Consider the following 16,094-nt stretch of genomic DNA (forward strand, 5'->3'; position numbering starts at 1 on the left):
TCGTTGATAACAAGGCAAAAATTTCGTTATTTAGTTGTTCTAAATCAGAAATTTTTAACGCAGGTAGCGACAGGTTTGATCCCTCAAAATGATTAAGTATTACTGCGGATTGGTATTAGCACAAAAAAACGGGCTAATTTTCATTACCCCGCTTCTTTATCTTTTGTACAATTAATTTTTTACGATTAACTTAATGTCCCGCTAAGCGCATACTTTATAACCCAGTTCTTTGCAGGGCCTGTGTTATTAGCAAGCTTTAAAAACTTACTGCGCACCCAGCTCAGTGGTTTAATCTCGTTTGAAAAACCAAAATAACATGCATCCATCATACTCATCATTAGTAAATTAGCGTGGCGGCGTTTTTTCTCGTAGCGTTTTAATAACGCTTGCTGACCAACATCAGGTTGATCTGCCAAAATATCTGCCAGTGCTACAACATCTTGAAACCCTAGGTTCACACCTTGCCCAGCGAGCGGGTTAATTGTGTGCGCCGAATCACCCACTAAAACTAAACGTCCGTGCGAGTAATCATTGGCATGTTGGCGTGCAAGTGGAAAAACAGCATGCTCAAGTAATTCAAAGTCGCCCGGTAATTCAGGAAAATGGTCAATGAGTTTTGCTTTAAGTTGCTCATTCGACAATTTTTGCCACTGCTTTAAAACTGCAGCCTCGTGATAACAAATTAAATTAGCATAAGGCGCCTGCATCGGTAGAAACGCCACAGGCCCGGTTGGCGTAAATTGTTGCCACGTTTTTACCTGCTGTGGGGCATCTAATTTGATTAACACGCCCATGCAATGCTGGCCATATTGCCAACCCGTTACACCTAAACCAGCTTTAGTTCGCAATTGTGACTGTCCACCATCTGCAGCAACAACTAAATCAGCGGTATATTGAGTATCGCCATAATGTAAGGTGATTGAATCAGCCGTTTGAGTAATATCCGTGATGGCAGATAACTGCTCTATCACTTCGATGTTGTACTTGGCGAATTGCTGCCAAAGACTTGCTTGAATTAAATTATTTTCGATTAAATGACCTAAATGCGTTTCGCCAATCTCATGGCAATCAAACAATAAATTCTCGCCTTGCTGCTGGTAGGCCTCTAGTTGTTGATAAGGCGCAATACGATTTTGTCTTAGTAATGGCATGGCATCAAGCTCATCAAGTAAATTCTCTGAAAAACGATTAATAGCCGAAATGCGAATATCTACCTTATCTGAGTTTAAAATGTGTTCAGCATCGATAAGGTGCTTTTCAATAACGGTGACATCCCTACCCTGCTTGGCCAATTTTACAGCAGTGGCAGCACCTACCATTCCGCCACCGACAACAATTACCTTATTTTTATTCATTTAATATTCGCTCATTTGGCTATTTAAATACGGAATAAATTGTAACGTAATTCAATATTGCGTGTCAGTGCATTTACAGCTTATGAATTTCAAAACAGTGACTTGTTTGATTTCACACCACAAAGATAAAAACTATACTTGGATCTGTGCGGGTATCCAGCTAAAATACGCGTCCTTTAAGTCGGCATACTTGCCACTTAATCCTGTTTCTAACACATTTTTGTGTCACTACCGAATTGAAAACGAGGCTATATTTCAATGAGTAAAAAGCTGCATATTAAAACCTGGGGTTGTCAGATGAACGAGTACGACTCTCAGAAAATGGCTGATCTACTAGATGCGACTAACGGCTATCAGTTAACTGAAGAAGCTGAAGACGCTGACGTGATCTTACTCAATACCTGTTCAATCCGTGAAAAGGCACAAGAGAAAGTATTCCATCAGCTTGGCCGTTGGAAACTATTAAAAGACGACAAACCTGAGTTAATCATTGGTGTTGGTGGCTGTGTTGCATCGCAAGAAGGTGACTCAATTCGTCAACGTGCGCCGTTTGTTGATGTAATCTTTGGCCCGCAAACATTACACCGCTTACCTGAAATGATTAAGCAAGTGCAAAGTGGCGACAGCAGCTCGGTAGTTGACGTTTCATTCCCTGAGATTGAAAAGTTCGACCGTTTACCTGAGCCAAAAGCGGAAGGGCCTACTGCGTTTGTATCAATTATGGAAGGTTGCTCTAAATACTGTACATTCTGCGTAGTACCTTACACGCGTGGTGAAGAAGTAAGCCGCCCACTTGATGACGTCTTACTTGAAGTTGCCCAACTTGCAGAGCAAGGTGTTCGCGAAGTAAACCTACTTGGTCAAAACGTAAATGCGTATCGTGGTGAAACTCACGATGGTGAAATTTGTTACTTCTCTGATCTATTACGTTATGTCGCTGCGATTGACGGTATTGACCGCATTCGTTATACCACATCGCACCCAGTAGAATTTACGCCAGATATCATTGATGCGTATGCAGACGTACCTGAGCTTGTTGACCACCTACACTTACCAGTGCAAAGTGGTTCAGACCGTGTTCTTAACCTTATGAAACGTGGTCACACTGCACTCGAGTACAAATCTACGATTCGTAAGTTACGTAAAATTCGCCCTAACCTAAGCATGTCTTCAGACTTCATCATTGGTTTCCCTGGCGAAAGCAAAGCGGACTTTGAAGCAACTATGAACCTTATCAATGATATTGGTTTTGATATGAGCTTTAGTTTCATCTACAGTGCGCGCCCTGGTACACCAGCTGCTGATTTACCAGATGACGTAACAGAGCAAGAGAAAAAAGAACGTTTATACATTCTGCAAAACCGTATCACGCAAATGGCGCAGCAAATCAGCCGCCAAATGTTTGATACCGAACAGCGTATCCTAGTTGAAGGTCCTTCTAAGAAGAACCCAATGGAATTACGTGGCCGTACTGAGAACAACCGAGTGGTTAACTTTGAAGGCCCTCACTCAGTGATCGGTCAATTCGTTGATGTACGTATTACAGAAGCATTGCCAAACTCTTTACGTGGTGAATTAATTCGTACAGAATCAGAAATGAACTTACGCCGTGATGTGGCACCTTCAGCTATTTTAAATAAAGCTGCTGAAGCTGAGGCCGCTACGGCCCCTAACGAAATTGGCGTTGCTACTTTCGTACCTTAGGGTGACACTTGGTGCAGGCACAGCCTGCACCCATCAATAGGAAGCAATTTTGAGTAATCAGTTAAAAACATTAGAGATTTATTTAGAACCCGCCGACAACAAACGCCTTTCATCTTTATGTGGTCCGTTTGACGAAAACATTAAGCAAATTGAACGCCGCCTTGGTGTTGAGATTGCACACCGTGATAATTTCTTCAGAGTAACCGGTAAACTGCACCTTGCAGCTGCGGCTGTTGAGATACTAAAAAACCTCTATATTGAAACTCAACCTATTCGCGGCCTGATTGGCGAGATTGAACCTGAAGCCGTACATTTGGCAATTAGCGAATCAAATGCGCTAGAGCAAGATGAAAACCCAGGTGTATATGGCAAAGACATGGTGATTAAAACTCGCCGTGGCGTTATTAAACCGCGCAATGATAATCAAGGCGTGTATGTTGCAAATATTTTGCATCACGATATTACCTTTGGTATTGGCCCTGCTGGTACAGGTAAAACTTATTTAGCGGTTGCTGCAGCCGTTGATGCCTTAGAGCGTCAAGAAATTCGCCGTATTTTGTTAACTCGTCCTGCGGTTGAAGCAGGTGAAAAGCTAGGCTTTTTACCGGGTGACTTAAGCCAAAAAATCGACCCGTATTTACGCCCTTTATATGATGCATTATTTGAAATGCTGGGTTTTGAACGAGTTGAAAAGCTAATTGAGAAAAACGTGATTGAAGTCGCGCCCCTTGCCTACATGCGTGGTCGTACGCTAAATGACGCGTTTATTATTCTCGATGAAAGCCAAAATACCACAGCAGAACAAATGAAAATGTTCTTAACTCGTATTGGTTTTAATTCAAAGGCGGTGATCACGGGTGATATTACACAAGTCGATTTACCGCGCGGTGCCCGCTCAGGCCTACGTCATGCCATCGAAGTATTAAACGGTGTCGATGAAATTAGCTTTAACTTCTTCCAATCACACGATGTGGTTCGCCACCCGGTTGTTGCTCGTATCGTTGAAGCTTATGAGCGAAACGATGAAGCAGAACGTTTAAAACGTGCAGAGAAGCAACGTGCAAAAGAAGCGCAAGCAAACCAACAAGAAGCAAACTCGTGACCGAATTAGATTTACAAATAGCCTGTGAGTTTGACGACTTACCAAGCTTTGAACAATTCCAGCTATGGGCTGACAAAGCCCTTAGCAACTACCGTGAAGATGCAGAGCTGACTATAGTGGTCAGCGATGAAGCACAAAGCCAGCAGCTCAACAATGATTACCGCGGCAAAGATAAACCGACTAATGTCTTATCTTTTCCATTTGAAGCACCACCGGGCATTGAGTTACCTTTAGTAGGTGATTTAATCATTTGTCCGGCTATTGTTTTAGCCGAATCAATTGAGCAAGAAAAAACCTTTCACGACCATTTTGCCCATATGGTTATCCATGGATGCTTGCATTTACTTGGATTTGACCATATAAAGGACGAAGATGCACTTGAAATGGAAAGCATTGAAAAGCAATTACTTGCCGATCTGAACATCGCTGACCCATATCGAGACGATATTTAAATTAACGGAGCAATTAGACGCAATGAGCGACGACAACTCGCAAACTAGCCAGGGTTCTTCTGGCAAAACGTGGCTGGGCCGCATAGCCCAAATGTTGCAAGGGGAACCCCAGAATAGAGAAGAGCTGGTAGAAGTAATTGCCGATGCGCAAGAACGCGACCTTATCGACCCTGAAACCAAAGATATGATTGAAGGGGTGCTAGGTGTATCAGAGCTAAAAGTGCGGGACATCATGATCCCACGCTCGCAAATGGTAACCTTAGAGGTTGATACACCATTAGAAGAGCTATTACCTATGATGGTTGATTCAACACATTCACGTTTTCCTGTGGTATGTGAAGACAAAGACCATGTTGAAGGTATTTTATTAGCAAAAGATTTATTACCACTGATCATCAACAAAGATGAGCAACTGCCTTCTTTACGTGAATATTTGCGTCCTGCAGTTGTAGTGCCTGAAAGTAAACGTGTAGACACGCTGCTTAATGAGTTCCGTCAACAACGCTACCACATGGCGATTGTTATTGATGAGTATGGTGGTGTGTCTGGTCTTGTCACTATCGAAGATATCCTTGAAATCATCGTGGGTGAAATCGAAGACGAGCACGATGAAAGTGAAGACCTACAAGATATTCGCCAAGTTGCAAAACACGTTTACGCTGTGCAAGCGCTGACTGAAGTTGATGACTTTAATGAGTATTTTAAAACTGGTTACAGCACCTCAGATGCTGACACCATAGGTGGTATTGTTTTACATGCATTTGGCCACATGCCAAGCCGTGGTGAAACAATCGAGGTAGAAGGCTTACAATTTAAAGTCACTAACGCAGATAACCGCCGTATCTTACAATTGCAAGTCACCATTCCAAAGGCTGATGATAACGACAGTGAAGAAACTGCTAACTAACCTAAGTCACCTTGCAAAAGATAAAAAAGCCTGGCTCGCACTTATTGCGGGCCTCTTTTTAACCTTAAGTTACGCACCCTATAACCTATGGTTTATAACTTTTCTTTCCCTTGGTGCTCTACTCTACTGCATTAACCCTCTCGCAAACGGTAAATTAGCCGCTAAACAAAGTGCTAAATATGGCTTTATATTTGGTTTAGGTTGGTTTGGTGCAGGTATAAGCTGGGTGCATGTATCAATAGCGACCTTTGGTGGCATGCCATTAATCGCATCACTTTCGTTAATGGTGCTGCTTTGTGCTTATTTAGCCCTTTATCCTGCATTAGCTACTTGGCTGGCAACACGCCTTGCTAAAGGCCCATATAGCTTTATATGTTGGTTACTCGCCGCTATCGCAACCACAGAATACTTACGTGGCACATTGTTAACAGGCTTTCCGTGGCTGAGTTTTGGTTACACGCAAACAGACAGCCCACTTAATTTTTTAGCCCCGGTAATTGGCGAGTTTGGGATTACGCTTGTATGTATGTTAATTGCGTTTGCTTTATATCGCACAGCTTACAAAGATGGCAAACCACTTATCGCCTCTGTAGCCTTATTAGCTGGCTTATATACGATAGCAAGCAGCAGCCAGCTACACTACCAAGACAAAACCATTAAAACTGTACTGGTGCAGGGCAATATTAAGCAGCATCTTCGCTTTGAGCCGTCTGAGTTTTGGACGACTATGAGCAAATACCAAGATATGACTCGCTTACATTGGGATGCTGATTTAATTGTTTGGCCAGAAGCTGCGGTGCCGGAGCTTGAAGCTTTATCAACCGAGTATTTAACAGGCCTTGATAGTGCCGCAACCTTTAATGACACCGCGCTTATTACTGGTATCGTTGATTACCAATACGACACGCGTAACATTTTTAACACTTTAATAGTGCTTGGTAAAAAAGAACACGATGACAGTGAAGGCCACTATCAATATTTAGGTAAAAACCGCTATCAAAAGCATCAGTTATTACCTATTGGTGAATTTGTGCCGTTTCAGGACTTCTTGCGCCCAATTGCTCCACTGTTTGATTTACCTATGTCATCCTTTACCCGTGGTGATGAAGTACAAAACAATTTACGCGCAAATGGCTTAAACATTTTACCGGCTATTTGCTATGAAATTGCTTTTTCTGAGTTGGTTCGTGGAAATTATCACAGTGACTCCGATATTTTATTCACGGTGAGTAACGATGCATGGTTCGGTGACTCACATGGCCCGCATCAGCACATGCAAATAGCGCGTATGCGCGCCCTAGAGTTACAGCGCCCACTAATCCGCGTGACCAACAATGGTATTAGCGCCGTTTACGACCCTATCGCTAAATCACAATTCGCTATGCCACAATTTAAAGCTGATGTACTTGAGGCCAATATCACTTTAATCAAAGGCGATAGTATCTATAGTCAATATGGCAATTGGCCAGTATGGGCGGTAGTGATATTACTCGGTACTGTTGGTGTGCTTGCTAGGATTAAAAATAACAAATAAAAGTTTAGACGACAGTTAAAGAGTGGTAACTCCACTCTCTAACTTATAACGCTAGCATTGATAAGTGTATATTTTTTTATTTCCCTTCGTTTTGGTTTCCACAACTCGGCAACTAACTCCTCCGTCTAGTGAGCTGGAGTATCTTTCAAACTTGGCGTGTTCATTTCTTTCGCTCTCATTTTTATCTTCGTTCTTAGCATTTGCGAATATAAAATCATGACCACTAATTTCGTCTTGGTTCAAAGGAATTGAGTTTTTAAATCCATCCCGCCCACCTAAAATATTAAATGACTTAATTACTGGGTTTAGTGTTACGCTAACAAAACCATTTAGGCTTTTAGCCAAATCATCACTATAAAAGTTTATACGAACATATAGCTTTAACTTATTCATATTCGGAAATTTAATTGTTCCCTTAGTTGGTAATAATATTTTTGTTAAAGCTAATGTCTCACCCGCAAAATAAAAGTCATAAACATCATTTCTAAAATAACTGGCAAGCAAAAAGTCATAGGGACTTCCCTTGACTTCAATCCCCTTTCCTATCGGAGAATTATCATTTACATTGGAATTAGTATACTTAGGAGTCGATATATTACGTTGAGTACTTTGCGCATTTTTAAGCATACTCTTTTCAGAAGCACGCGTTATTACACGTACTAACTCTTTGCGGTATTCATAGAGAAGGTCTAAATCAAAAGCTTCATCATTACTAAGCTCAGACAAAGAAACACTAACTACTGGCTCACCATAACGATCTTCAATGTAGTTAGTATCATATTTTAATGCTGTTTCATTAATCATATCGGCCACAATGACAGCTTTAGTATCAGAGTTAACGCTTAGCCTTGCAACCTTGTCTTTTTGACTTTGAGAGCAATTATTGCAGATTTCAACTTCTGCCTGACCGAAAGCAGGCAAGGATATTCCCGAAAAAATAATAAACAATAATATAAGTTTGTACATTCAAAAATCCTTTTATTAATGCAACTTTAAAATAACCAAAATACAAGAAACAACCTAATTTTCTGAAGGTTTTCTATGGGCTATAGAAGTTCATTTTAAAAAATGAGAAGAGGCTTTACTGCTTCAGTATAAATAAATACCCCAAAAGGGTACTATAGAACTTGTACAGCGACCGAGCAATTTTGTCAACGCAAGATTAACTAGTTATTACACTGCAACGTGCATGTTCGAAAGAGCAAATTACTTTAAAAGTCTCAGCTACTTTACATTCAATAATGTTTGCATTGAGGTAAATCTGTTCAACTACTTTAGCAGGCAATTAAAAAAGGCTTCATGATGAAGCCTTTTTAACATTTTAAGATTCTATCTTAATCAACTCTACATCAAATATAAGTAGCGAGCCTGCTGGAATGCTGCCGACGCGTTTACGGCCGTAAGCAAGCTGAGGCGGGATATAAAAGGTAAACTTATCCCCTTCGTTCATTAGCTGTAAGCCTTCGGTCCAACCTGCAATGACTTGATTCAAACCAAAGCTGATTGGTGAGTTTCTTACCACTGAGCTGTCAAAAACACTGCCATCCATAAGCGTGCCATGATAGTGAACCTTTACTTTACTAGTTGCACTTGGCTTTGTGTCACTCCCTGAACTTTGCTCAATTTTGTATTGCAGCCCAGATGCGGTTTCATGAACATCGTCGGCTTTACTGTTATTCGCTAAAAAGTCTGCGGCGAGTTTTTCATTTTCAAGGGCTTGTAGCTTCGCCTTTTTACTATTTTTAAAGATTAAAAAACAAAAAATACCAATGATCAGTAAAAGTATTAAATTAATCATTCTGCGTCCTTCTCATCATCATTGTCGCCATTTACGATATCAGCGATATTGGCAAGCCTTGCTAAGGCTAGCGCGTTAATAGAGCCTTCAGGGTAACCTTCTGCGGTCATTTCACCTGCGTCTTTATCCATTAATAAGCTCAGTGCTTGATCAACCGTTTCAACGGCATAAATATTAAAGCGTCCTTTTTCAACCGCATCGAGTACTTCGTCATCAAGCACTAAATTAACTTGGTTAGATTTAGGAATAATCACCCCTTGTTCACCGGTTAAGCCACGCATTTTACAAAGCTTGAAGAAGCCTTCTATTTTCTCGTTTACGCCACCAATTGATTGCACATCACCATGCTGGTTAATCGACCCCGTCAGTGCAATAGATTGGCTAATAGGTAAGTTTGTAATGGCTGATATAAGCGCGCACAGCTCTGCTAATGAGGCGCTATCACCGTCGATATAGCCATAGCTTTGCTCTATTGCGATATTGGCACTGAGCGTTAGACTAAATTGCTGAGCATACTTATTTCCTAAGTAACCGGTTAATAGCATCACTCCTTTTGAGTGAATGGCTTTACCTAGTTCAGCTTCTCGTTCAACGTCAATTACGCCATCCGCACCTGCGTAAACAGTGGCTGTAATGCGTGCTGGTGTACCAAATGAGGTATCGCCAATGTGCAGCACAGTTAAGCCATTTACTTTGCCCACTGCGTGACCTTCGGTTGCAATTAAAATTTGCCCTTCTTTGATATCACTCAGCATGGTTTCTGAAATTTGCCCTGTACGGTATTGCTTACCAACAATGGCTTCATCTATGTGATGAGCATCAATCACGGTTTGGCCATCTTGTTTGGCATAAAAACTGGCTTCTGCCACTAACTCTAATACATCTGCAAAACGAGCTGAGAGCTTGTTGTGGTGCTCAGCTTGGCGATAACTAAACTTTAATAACCTCGCCATTGCCGCTTCATTTACAGTGCAACTGAGTGTTTGCTGACAATACTCAGTCACCTTGGTAATGAACTGATATTGCAGTTTATCGCTACTTGGCAAATAGTAATCAAAGTCGGCAAGTACACGGAATAACTCTGCAAACTCTTCGTCATATTCACCTATGGTGTAGTAAAGGTCGCGAGAGCCTAGCAGCACTATTTTTACATCAAGAGGAATAAGCTGCGGACGTAACGTGAAGCTGCTTCCCACAGAGCTGTCTTGATAGGGTAAGTCGTTTTTGATTTGATGCGTTTTTAAAGAAAGCTTAAGGCCATCCCACACTTGTGGATTCGCCATGACTTTTTCAGCATCCATAATCAAGTAGCCACCATTAGCACGATGCAGTGCACCTGGCTGAATTGAGCGGTAACTGGTGATAAGCGAGCCTTGTGAGGTTGCATATTCAATTTTGCCGAAAATATTGCCAAAAGTCGGGTTCGGCTCATACACCACAGGAGCTGCATCGCCCTCTTTGTATTCGACTAGAATATTTGGCGCAAAGAAGTCTGTGAGCATCCCTTTACGGTCAAAGTCTTCTTTGTTTTCGTCGTTTTCATCATCGTCGAGCCATTCAAGTACCGCATCAATGATTTCTTCACGAATGTCTTTTAAATAACGTAATACACCAATGTGCGTAGCGTATTTATGTTCAAGGGCTTTAATGAGTGGCTTAGTGGCAAGCTCAGCAGTTGATTTTTTAAGGTTACGTAGTTTTTCAGATGACTCTCGTTTCCAGCGAGGAAGCTCAATTAATGCTTCGATTAACGCATCTTCAAGCTTTTCGATAACCTCATAAAATTCGATACGCAGTGGCTCATCAAGGGCTGCAAATTCACTGTCGCTCAGTTGTTTACCATTCACTAAAGGCGCAAATCCAACAACACCATTTTCTTCAATCAATGCCACGCTTTGCTCAAGAGCGGCAATTTCAACAGCAGTAATTGCCGCATCGTAAGTATCGGTAAACTCACGGTCGATTGACTTTTTCTTGCGTTGATAACCTGGGTTATCAAAAGCCGCGGGGAATGTATCGAGTACTTCGTCGATAAATGAATCTATATCGTCAGCTAACTGCTTTGATTGACCTGCTTGCATGAATAATGCGATTGGCTCGCGGTGGTCATCATAGTTGTTAACATACAACCACTCATTAGGCGTTGGGCGGTCTTTTGAATGGGCTGTGAGTTTGTCTTTTACTAAGGTGTAACGACCATGAGCCGCTTCACCCATCACATAAACATTGTAACCCGGTAATTCCATTCCGAGTGAAAAGTCGAGGGCACTTTGTGCACGTTGTTGACCAATAAATGGCAACGCTTCTGGATATGGGTTTTGCATACAAGTAGCAACATGACTTGCGGCAATTTTAGGCGCTAACGCAGAAATAGGTAGAGGGATTAATTTTTTTGTCATTCTAACTTCTTATTTCCCAGTCTTGACTGGGCATTATAGGTAACGCCCAGCACAAGCCTGCGTCACTGATTAAGGTTGTAATGCCTTACGGCGAAAATAAATACCGCCACATTCAGTACAAGGAGTAATTTGCGTAGCATGGTAAACATCGTAACTATGCTGACAATTTTTACATACTAATGTGCCCATGGCTATCCATTCTCCCTCTTGATAAACACCATTATGTTGAAAATCTTGGTTTAAGGCTTGCCATTCGAGCTGGGTTTTATCTTCAATGTGCGATAACTCATACCAAAGCGATTCTTTAAGCTCTAGCCATGCGAGTGAATCATAGTGACTGTCGTTTTCTTTAATGTGGTCGATATCGCGTTGTAGATAGTCACGATACTGATTGAGCTTTTCTTGCCCTAAGTCTTTAAGTGCTTGCTCTGACTCAACAAATTTTTCCATTGCATCTTTTAGCTCATGATCTTTTACGTCTTTAAGCCATGCACTTAAATCGCTAAGCCAAGATTTATAATCTGCCATCGTTTACTCCTTCAAAAATGATGAAAAATCAACCGTTATTCTAGTTGAGTATAGGTTAACCTGCCCTGAAAATATATTTCCTTGGAAAATTAACAAAAGCGCCTATTTGTCGCTGTGATTAGCATGTATTTTGGGTTATCCTTATCGACAATTTTTTATTAATTTGCAAGAAGTCTGGAATCGTAGATGCAAGAGCAATATAACCCGCAAGACATTGAGTCAAAAGTACAAGCCTACTGGGAAGAAAACCAAGTATTTAAAGTCACTGAAGATGAGAGCAAAGAAAAGTATTACTGCCTATCTATGTTCCCATACCCAAGCGGCCGACTCCACATGGGTCACGTTCGTAACTACACCATTGGTGACGTAGTATCACGCTTCCAACGCTTGCAAGGCAAAAATGTAATGCAACCTATGGGTTGGGATGCGTTTGGTCTACCTGCTGAAAATGCGGCAATCAAAAATAACACAGCCCCTGCTAAGTGGACTTACGAAAACATCGATTACATGCGCGACCAATTAAAGCAATTAGGCTTTGGTTACGACTGGGATCGTGAAATCGCAACATGTCACCCAGAATACTACAAGTGGGAACAGTGGTTCTTCACTAAGCTTTACGAAAAAGGCTTAGTATACAAAAAGATGTCAACAGTAAACTGGGATCCAGTTGACCAAACAGTACTTGCTAACGAACAAGTTATTGATGGTCGTGGTTGGCGTTCAGGTGCCATTGTTGAGCAAAAAGAAATTCCTCAATGGTTCATCAAAATCACTGATTACGCACAAGAGCTACTAGACGATCTAGATAAACTTGATCACTGGCCTGAGCAAGTTAAAACCATGCAGCGCAATTGGATTGGTCGTTCTGAAGGTTTAGAAATCGAATTTAAGCGTGCTGATAACGAAGATACATTCAGTGTTTATACAACACGCCCAGATACCTTTATGGGTGTGACTTACGTAGCAGTTGCTGCCGGTCACCCAATTGCACAAGAAGCCGCTAAAAACAGCGACGCTGTAGCTATGTTTGTTGATGAGTGTAAAAACACGAAAATCGCTGAAGCAGACATGGCAACCATGGACAAAAAAGGCATTGCAACTGGCTTTTATGCGATTCACCCATTAACAGGTAAGCAAGTACCAATTTGGGTTGCTAACTTTGTATTAATGGATTACGGCTCAGGCGCTGTAATGGCTGTTCCTGCACATGACCAACGTGACTACGAGTTCGCATCAGCTTATGGCCTTGAGATTACCCAAGTTATCGCACCAGCTGCAGGTTCTGAAGAAACAGTTGATTTAGACAACCAAGCATACACAGAAAAAGGCGTGTTAGTTAACTCGGGTGAGTTCGATGGTCTTGAGTTTGAAGCAGCGTTTAATGCCGTTGCAGACAAACTAGAAGCGCTTGGTGTAGGTGAGCGTAAAGTTAATTTCCGTCTACGTGACTGGGGGGTTAGCCGTCAGCGTTACTGGGGTTCTCCAATTCCAATGCTTAGCGACGAAAATGGTGATGAGCTTGCAGCAACAGAAGACATGCTACCAGTTCGCTTACCAGAAGACGTAGTTATGAATGGTGTGACTTCACCAATCAAAGCTGATCCTGAGTGGGCTAAAACAACAGTAAATGGCGCGCCTGCATTCCACGAAACAGATACCTTCGATACCTTCATGGAATCGTCTTGGTACTACGCTCGTTACTGTAGCCCACGTTTTGACGAAGGCATGATCGAGCCAGGTGCTGCAAATTACTGGTTACCAGTAAACCAATACATTGGTGGTATTGAGCATGCGATCTTGCACTTACTTTACTCGCGTTTCTTCCACAAACTATTACGCGACTTTGGTTTAGTAAACTCAGATGAGCCATTTGAGCGCTTATTATGTCAAGGCATGGTACTAGCTGATACTTTCTATCGTAAAGATGAGAAAGGTGGTGATATCTGGATTTCACCAACTGATGTACAAACTGAAACAGACGACAAAGGTCGTGTTGTTAAAGCGTGGCACAAAGAAGATGGCGAGCCGGTATTCTCTGCGGGCATGAGCAAAATGTCGAAATCGAAAAACAACGGTATCGACCCACAACAAGTTATTGCCGAGTACGGTGCAGATACAGTTCGTTTATTCATGATGTTTACAGCACCACCAGAGCAAACTCTTGAATGGTCTGATTCAGGTGTTGAAGGTGCAATGCGTTTCTTAAAACGTATTTGGAAGTACGCTGTTGATGTAGAAACAGTAGGCTACCAAGCGCTTGATAAATCAGCATTAAACAACGACCAAAAAGTTCTTCGTCGTGAACTTCATAAAGCAATTGCAAAAGTGACTGATGACGTTGAACGTCGTCAAACATTCAACACTGCAATCGCTGCTATCATGGAAATCTCGAACAAGTTACTTAAAGCACCACTTGCTGATAAACAAGATGTGGCAATTGCTAACGAAGCACTTGAAGCATTACTTATCATGCTTGCGCCTATCACACCGCACATGTGTCACCAGTTATGGCAAGACCTTGGCAAAGAAGGCGACATCTTAGATGCAGCATGGCCAACAGTTGATGAGTCAGCACTTGTTGAAGATGAGAAGCTAATCATTGTACAAGTTAACGGTAAGCTACGTGCTAAGTTAACAGTGCCTGCAGATGCAACCAAAGAGCAAGTTGAAGCATTAGCATTTGCTGAAGAAAACGTGACTAAGTTCACTGAGGGCGCGACTGTCCGTAAAGTAATTTACGTACCTGGCAAACTACTTAACGTGGTTGCTAACTAAGATGGCAGCGCTTCAAGCACTGAAAAACGGACTAGCCCTTGCGCTAGTCTGTTTACTGCTGACAAGTTGTGGCTTTCACTTAAAGAAAGCCTCTAACTTGCCTGACGACTTGAAAGTACTCACCCTTGTTGGTGATGATGAAAAGTCAGCCTTATTCGAATTAGTCGAAAAAGAACTGATTGCGAGTAAAGTTGAGCTTAACCAAGTTGGTAAACACCCTGAGTTAAAGATTCACAAAGACCGCTTAGAGCGTCAAATCTTGTCATTATTTGATAATGGTCAGGTTGCTGAATATGAACTTGCCTATAGCGTAAGCTATACCCTCAAGCGCCCTGGACAAAAAGCGATTAATCAAAGCTTTGAATTGTATCGTAACTACCAAGACGACCCAGACAATGCCCTTGCAAAAGCTAAAGAGCTTGATTTGCTATTAGGCGAAATTCGTAAGCAAGCGAGTCGTCGTATTGTTCGTGAGTTATCACAACTGTAATGCGTTGTTATGCAAACCAGCTTCCTAGCCAGTTAAAAAAAGGCCTCGCGCCTTTTTACATGGTGTTTGGTGAAGAGCCTTATCAAATTGCTCAGTGCATCTTGCAAATTCGTCAAGCAGCTAAACAGCAAGGCTTTGACGAAGTCATTAAATTTACCTTAATGCCGGGTTTTGATTGGCAAGAAATTGTTGCTCAATACCAAAGTATGTCACTGTTCAGCGCTCGTACCTTAATTGAGTTCGATTTAAACGAGCAAAAACCAGGTACGCAAGGCAGTCAAATCTTTAAGCAGCTTGTTGAGCTTGCTAATCCCGATACTATTTTGGTTTTAAAAGGTGCCAAAGCCAGCCAAGATATTCAGCGCAGTGCTTGGTTTAAAGCCCTCGATAAGCAAGGCTTATTTGTTCCTTGTTACCCATTAACAGGTAATCACCTGAGCCGCTGGTTAGATGAACAGTGCTATCGTTTAAACTTAAACCTTCATAACAACGCGAAACAAAGCTTAATTGATGCCACTGAAGGAAATTTACTTGCCTGTCATCAAGAGTTAGAAAAGCTATCTTTGCTTTATGGTAGTGAGCTAATTGACCAACAAGCTGTGATGCAAGGGCTACTAAATCAGTCAAAGTTTGATATTTTTGATTTGAGTGATGCTTTATTAAATGGCCACGCCGAACAAGCGGTTAAAGTAATGACTAAGCTGGCTGCCGATAACACTGAAGCCATGAGTATTTTTTGGGCCATCAATAAAGAAGCAGCTAACTTACTGGCTATGCAACACGGGCGCTTGAATGGTGCCAATATGGCTGATTTATACAAAAAGTATAATATTTGGAAAAACCAACAAGCTGTTGTGCAACAGGCTTTAAACCGCTTAAACATCCAAGTACTCGAACAAATTACCAAACAATTAGCTCTGTTTGATGCCGCATATAAACAAGGCAACCTTGTAGCCCCCTACCAAGCATTAATGCAAATATGCTTAGTGTTTTGCCAACCAGTGGCGATACCTTTACCTTGCCACCCGGTCTTTGACTAAGAGTAACAAT

Annotated in this window: 13 protein-coding genes; 8 read left to right on the forward strand and 5 right to left on the reverse strand. The window is 41.7% G+C overall.

Annotated features, from left to right (window positions below):
- Positions 1 to 185: 185 nt before the first annotated feature.
- Positions 186 to 1,355, reverse strand: coding sequence for an FAD-dependent oxidoreductase (locus tag AOG26_RS07080; protein WP_054561819.1), 1,170 nt, complete (start codon positions 1,353 to 1,355; stop codon positions 186 to 188).
- A gap of 258 nt (positions 1,356 to 1,613) precedes the next feature.
- On the opposite strand from AOG26_RS07080, the gene miaB reads away from it, so the two are divergent.
- Genes miaB through lnt form a run of 5 tightly spaced genes read left to right on the forward strand, consistent with a single transcriptional unit; the run spans position 1,614 to position 7,054 of the window.
- On the forward strand, positions 1,614 to 3,059 hold the full coding sequence (miaB, locus tag AOG26_RS07085) for a tRNA (N6-isopentenyl adenosine(37)-C2)-methylthiotransferase MiaB (protein WP_054551657.1): 1,446 nt from the start codon (positions 1,614 to 1,616) through the stop codon (positions 3,057 to 3,059).
- 49 nt (positions 3,060 to 3,108) lie between these two features.
- Positions 3,109 to 4,161 (forward strand): PhoH family protein, encoded by a 1,053-nt coding sequence (locus tag AOG26_RS07090; protein ID WP_054551658.1) that lies wholly within the window; start codon positions 3,109 to 3,111, stop codon positions 4,159 to 4,161.
- A complete protein-coding gene (gene ybeY / locus AOG26_RS07095; RefSeq protein ID WP_054561820.1) occupies positions 4,158 to 4,613 on the forward strand; it encodes an rRNA maturation RNase YbeY in 456 nt (151 codons plus the stop codon). Before AOG26_RS07090 ends, ybeY begins: the two co-directional genes overlap by 4 nt.
- 22 nt (positions 4,614 to 4,635) lie before the next feature.
- Positions 4,636 to 5,520 (forward strand): CNNM family magnesium/cobalt transport protein CorC, encoded by an 885-nt coding sequence (gene corC, locus AOG26_RS07100; RefSeq protein WP_054551660.1) that lies wholly within the window; start codon positions 4,636 to 4,638, stop codon positions 5,518 to 5,520.
- Entirely contained in the window at positions 5,501 to 7,054 is a 1,554-nt protein-coding gene (lnt, locus tag AOG26_RS07105; RefSeq protein ID WP_200907857.1) for an apolipoprotein N-acyltransferase, read from the forward strand. Before corC ends, lnt begins: the two co-directional genes overlap by 20 nt.
- Positions 7,055 to 7,105: 51 nt before the next feature.
- On the opposite strand, the gene AOG26_RS07110 is transcribed toward lnt, so the two are convergent.
- The 4 genes from AOG26_RS07110 to AOG26_RS07125 all read right to left on the reverse strand — a co-directional run bounded on the left by AOG26_RS07110 (position 7,106) and on the right by AOG26_RS07125 (position 11,779).
- A complete protein-coding gene (locus tag AOG26_RS07110) occupies positions 7,106 to 8,020 on the reverse strand; it encodes a hypothetical protein (RefSeq protein WP_054561822.1) in 915 nt (304 codons plus the stop codon).
- Between the two features lie 355 nt (positions 8,021 to 8,375).
- On the reverse strand, positions 8,376 to 8,852 hold the full coding sequence (locus AOG26_RS07115) for an FKBP-type peptidyl-prolyl cis-trans isomerase (RefSeq protein WP_054561823.1): 477 nt from the start codon (positions 8,850 to 8,852) through the stop codon (positions 8,376 to 8,378).
- Complete coding sequence (locus AOG26_RS07120; protein WP_054561824.1) at positions 8,849 to 11,251, reverse strand: Lon protease family protein; 2,403 nt, start codon at positions 11,249 to 11,251, stop codon at positions 8,849 to 8,851. The genes AOG26_RS07115 and AOG26_RS07120 overlap by 4 nt, the downstream gene beginning before the upstream one ends.
- A 69-nt stretch (positions 11,252 to 11,320) precedes the next feature.
- Positions 11,321 to 11,779, reverse strand: a complete 459-nt coding sequence (locus AOG26_RS07125) for a zinc ribbon-containing protein (protein ID WP_054551664.1) — start codon at positions 11,777 to 11,779, stop codon at positions 11,321 to 11,323.
- A gap of 186 nt (positions 11,780 to 11,965) precedes the next feature.
- Here AOG26_RS07125 and leuS point away from each other — a divergent pair, with 186 nt between their 5' ends.
- The 3 genes from leuS to holA are packed head-to-tail and all read left to right on the forward strand — an operon-like array spanning position 11,966 to position 16,084.
- Positions 11,966 to 14,554 carry a leucine--tRNA ligase gene (leuS, locus tag AOG26_RS07130; protein WP_054561825.1) on the forward strand — a complete coding sequence of 863 codons (2,589 nt, stop codon included), beginning with the start codon at positions 11,966 to 11,968 and terminating at the stop codon, positions 14,552 to 14,554.
- Between the two features lies 1 nt (position 14,555).
- Entirely contained in the window at positions 14,556 to 15,044 is a 489-nt protein-coding gene (locus tag AOG26_RS07135; protein WP_054561826.1) for an LPS-assembly lipoprotein LptE, read from the forward strand.
- Positions 15,044 to 16,084 carry a DNA polymerase III subunit delta gene (gene holA / locus AOG26_RS07140; RefSeq protein ID WP_054561827.1) on the forward strand — a complete coding sequence of 347 codons (1,041 nt, stop codon included), beginning with the start codon at positions 15,044 to 15,046 and terminating at the stop codon, positions 16,082 to 16,084. The genes AOG26_RS07135 and holA overlap by 1 nt, the downstream gene beginning before the upstream one ends.
- Positions 16,085 to 16,094: the final 10 nt, after the last annotated feature.

Origin of the sequence: Pseudoalteromonas sp. UCD-33C (assembly GCF_001306895.1) — a bacterium.
Classification (GTDB): domain Bacteria; phylum Pseudomonadota; class Gammaproteobacteria; order Enterobacterales; family Alteromonadaceae; genus Pseudoalteromonas.

Bases quoted from the DNA above. Each gene is read 5' to 3' on its own strand.
- AOG26_RS07080 (WP_054561819.1), bottom strand. From the start codon at position 1,355: ATGAATAAAAATAAGGTAATTGTTGTCGGTGGCGGAATGGTAGGTGCT.
- miaB (WP_054551657.1), top strand. From the start codon at position 1,614: ATGAGTAAAAAGCTGCATATTAAAACCTGGGGTTGTCAGATGAACGAG.
- corC (WP_054551660.1), top strand. From the start codon at position 4,636: ATGAGCGACGACAACTCGCAAACTAGCCAGGGTTCTTCTGGCAAAACG.
- AOG26_RS07110 (WP_054561822.1), bottom strand. From the start codon at position 8,020: ATGTACAAACTTATATTATTGTTTATTATTTTTTCGGGAATATCCTTG.
- AOG26_RS07115 (WP_054561823.1), bottom strand. From the start codon at position 8,852: ATGATTAATTTAATACTTTTACTGATCATTGGTATTTTTTGTTTTTTA.
- AOG26_RS07120 (WP_054561824.1), bottom strand. From the start codon at position 11,251: ATGACAAAAAAATTAATCCCTCTACCTATTTCTGCGTTAGCGCCTAAA.
- AOG26_RS07125 (WP_054551664.1), bottom strand. From the start codon at position 11,779: ATGGCAGATTATAAATCTTGGCTTAGCGATTTAAGTGCATGGCTTAAA.
- leuS (WP_054561825.1), top strand. From the start codon at position 11,966: ATGCAAGAGCAATATAACCCGCAAGACATTGAGTCAAAAGTACAAGCC.
- AOG26_RS07135 (WP_054561826.1), top strand. From the start codon at position 14,556: ATGGCAGCGCTTCAAGCACTGAAAAACGGACTAGCCCTTGCGCTAGTC.
- holA (WP_054561827.1), top strand. From the start codon at position 15,044: ATGCGTTGTTATGCAAACCAGCTTCCTAGCCAGTTAAAAAAAGGCCTC.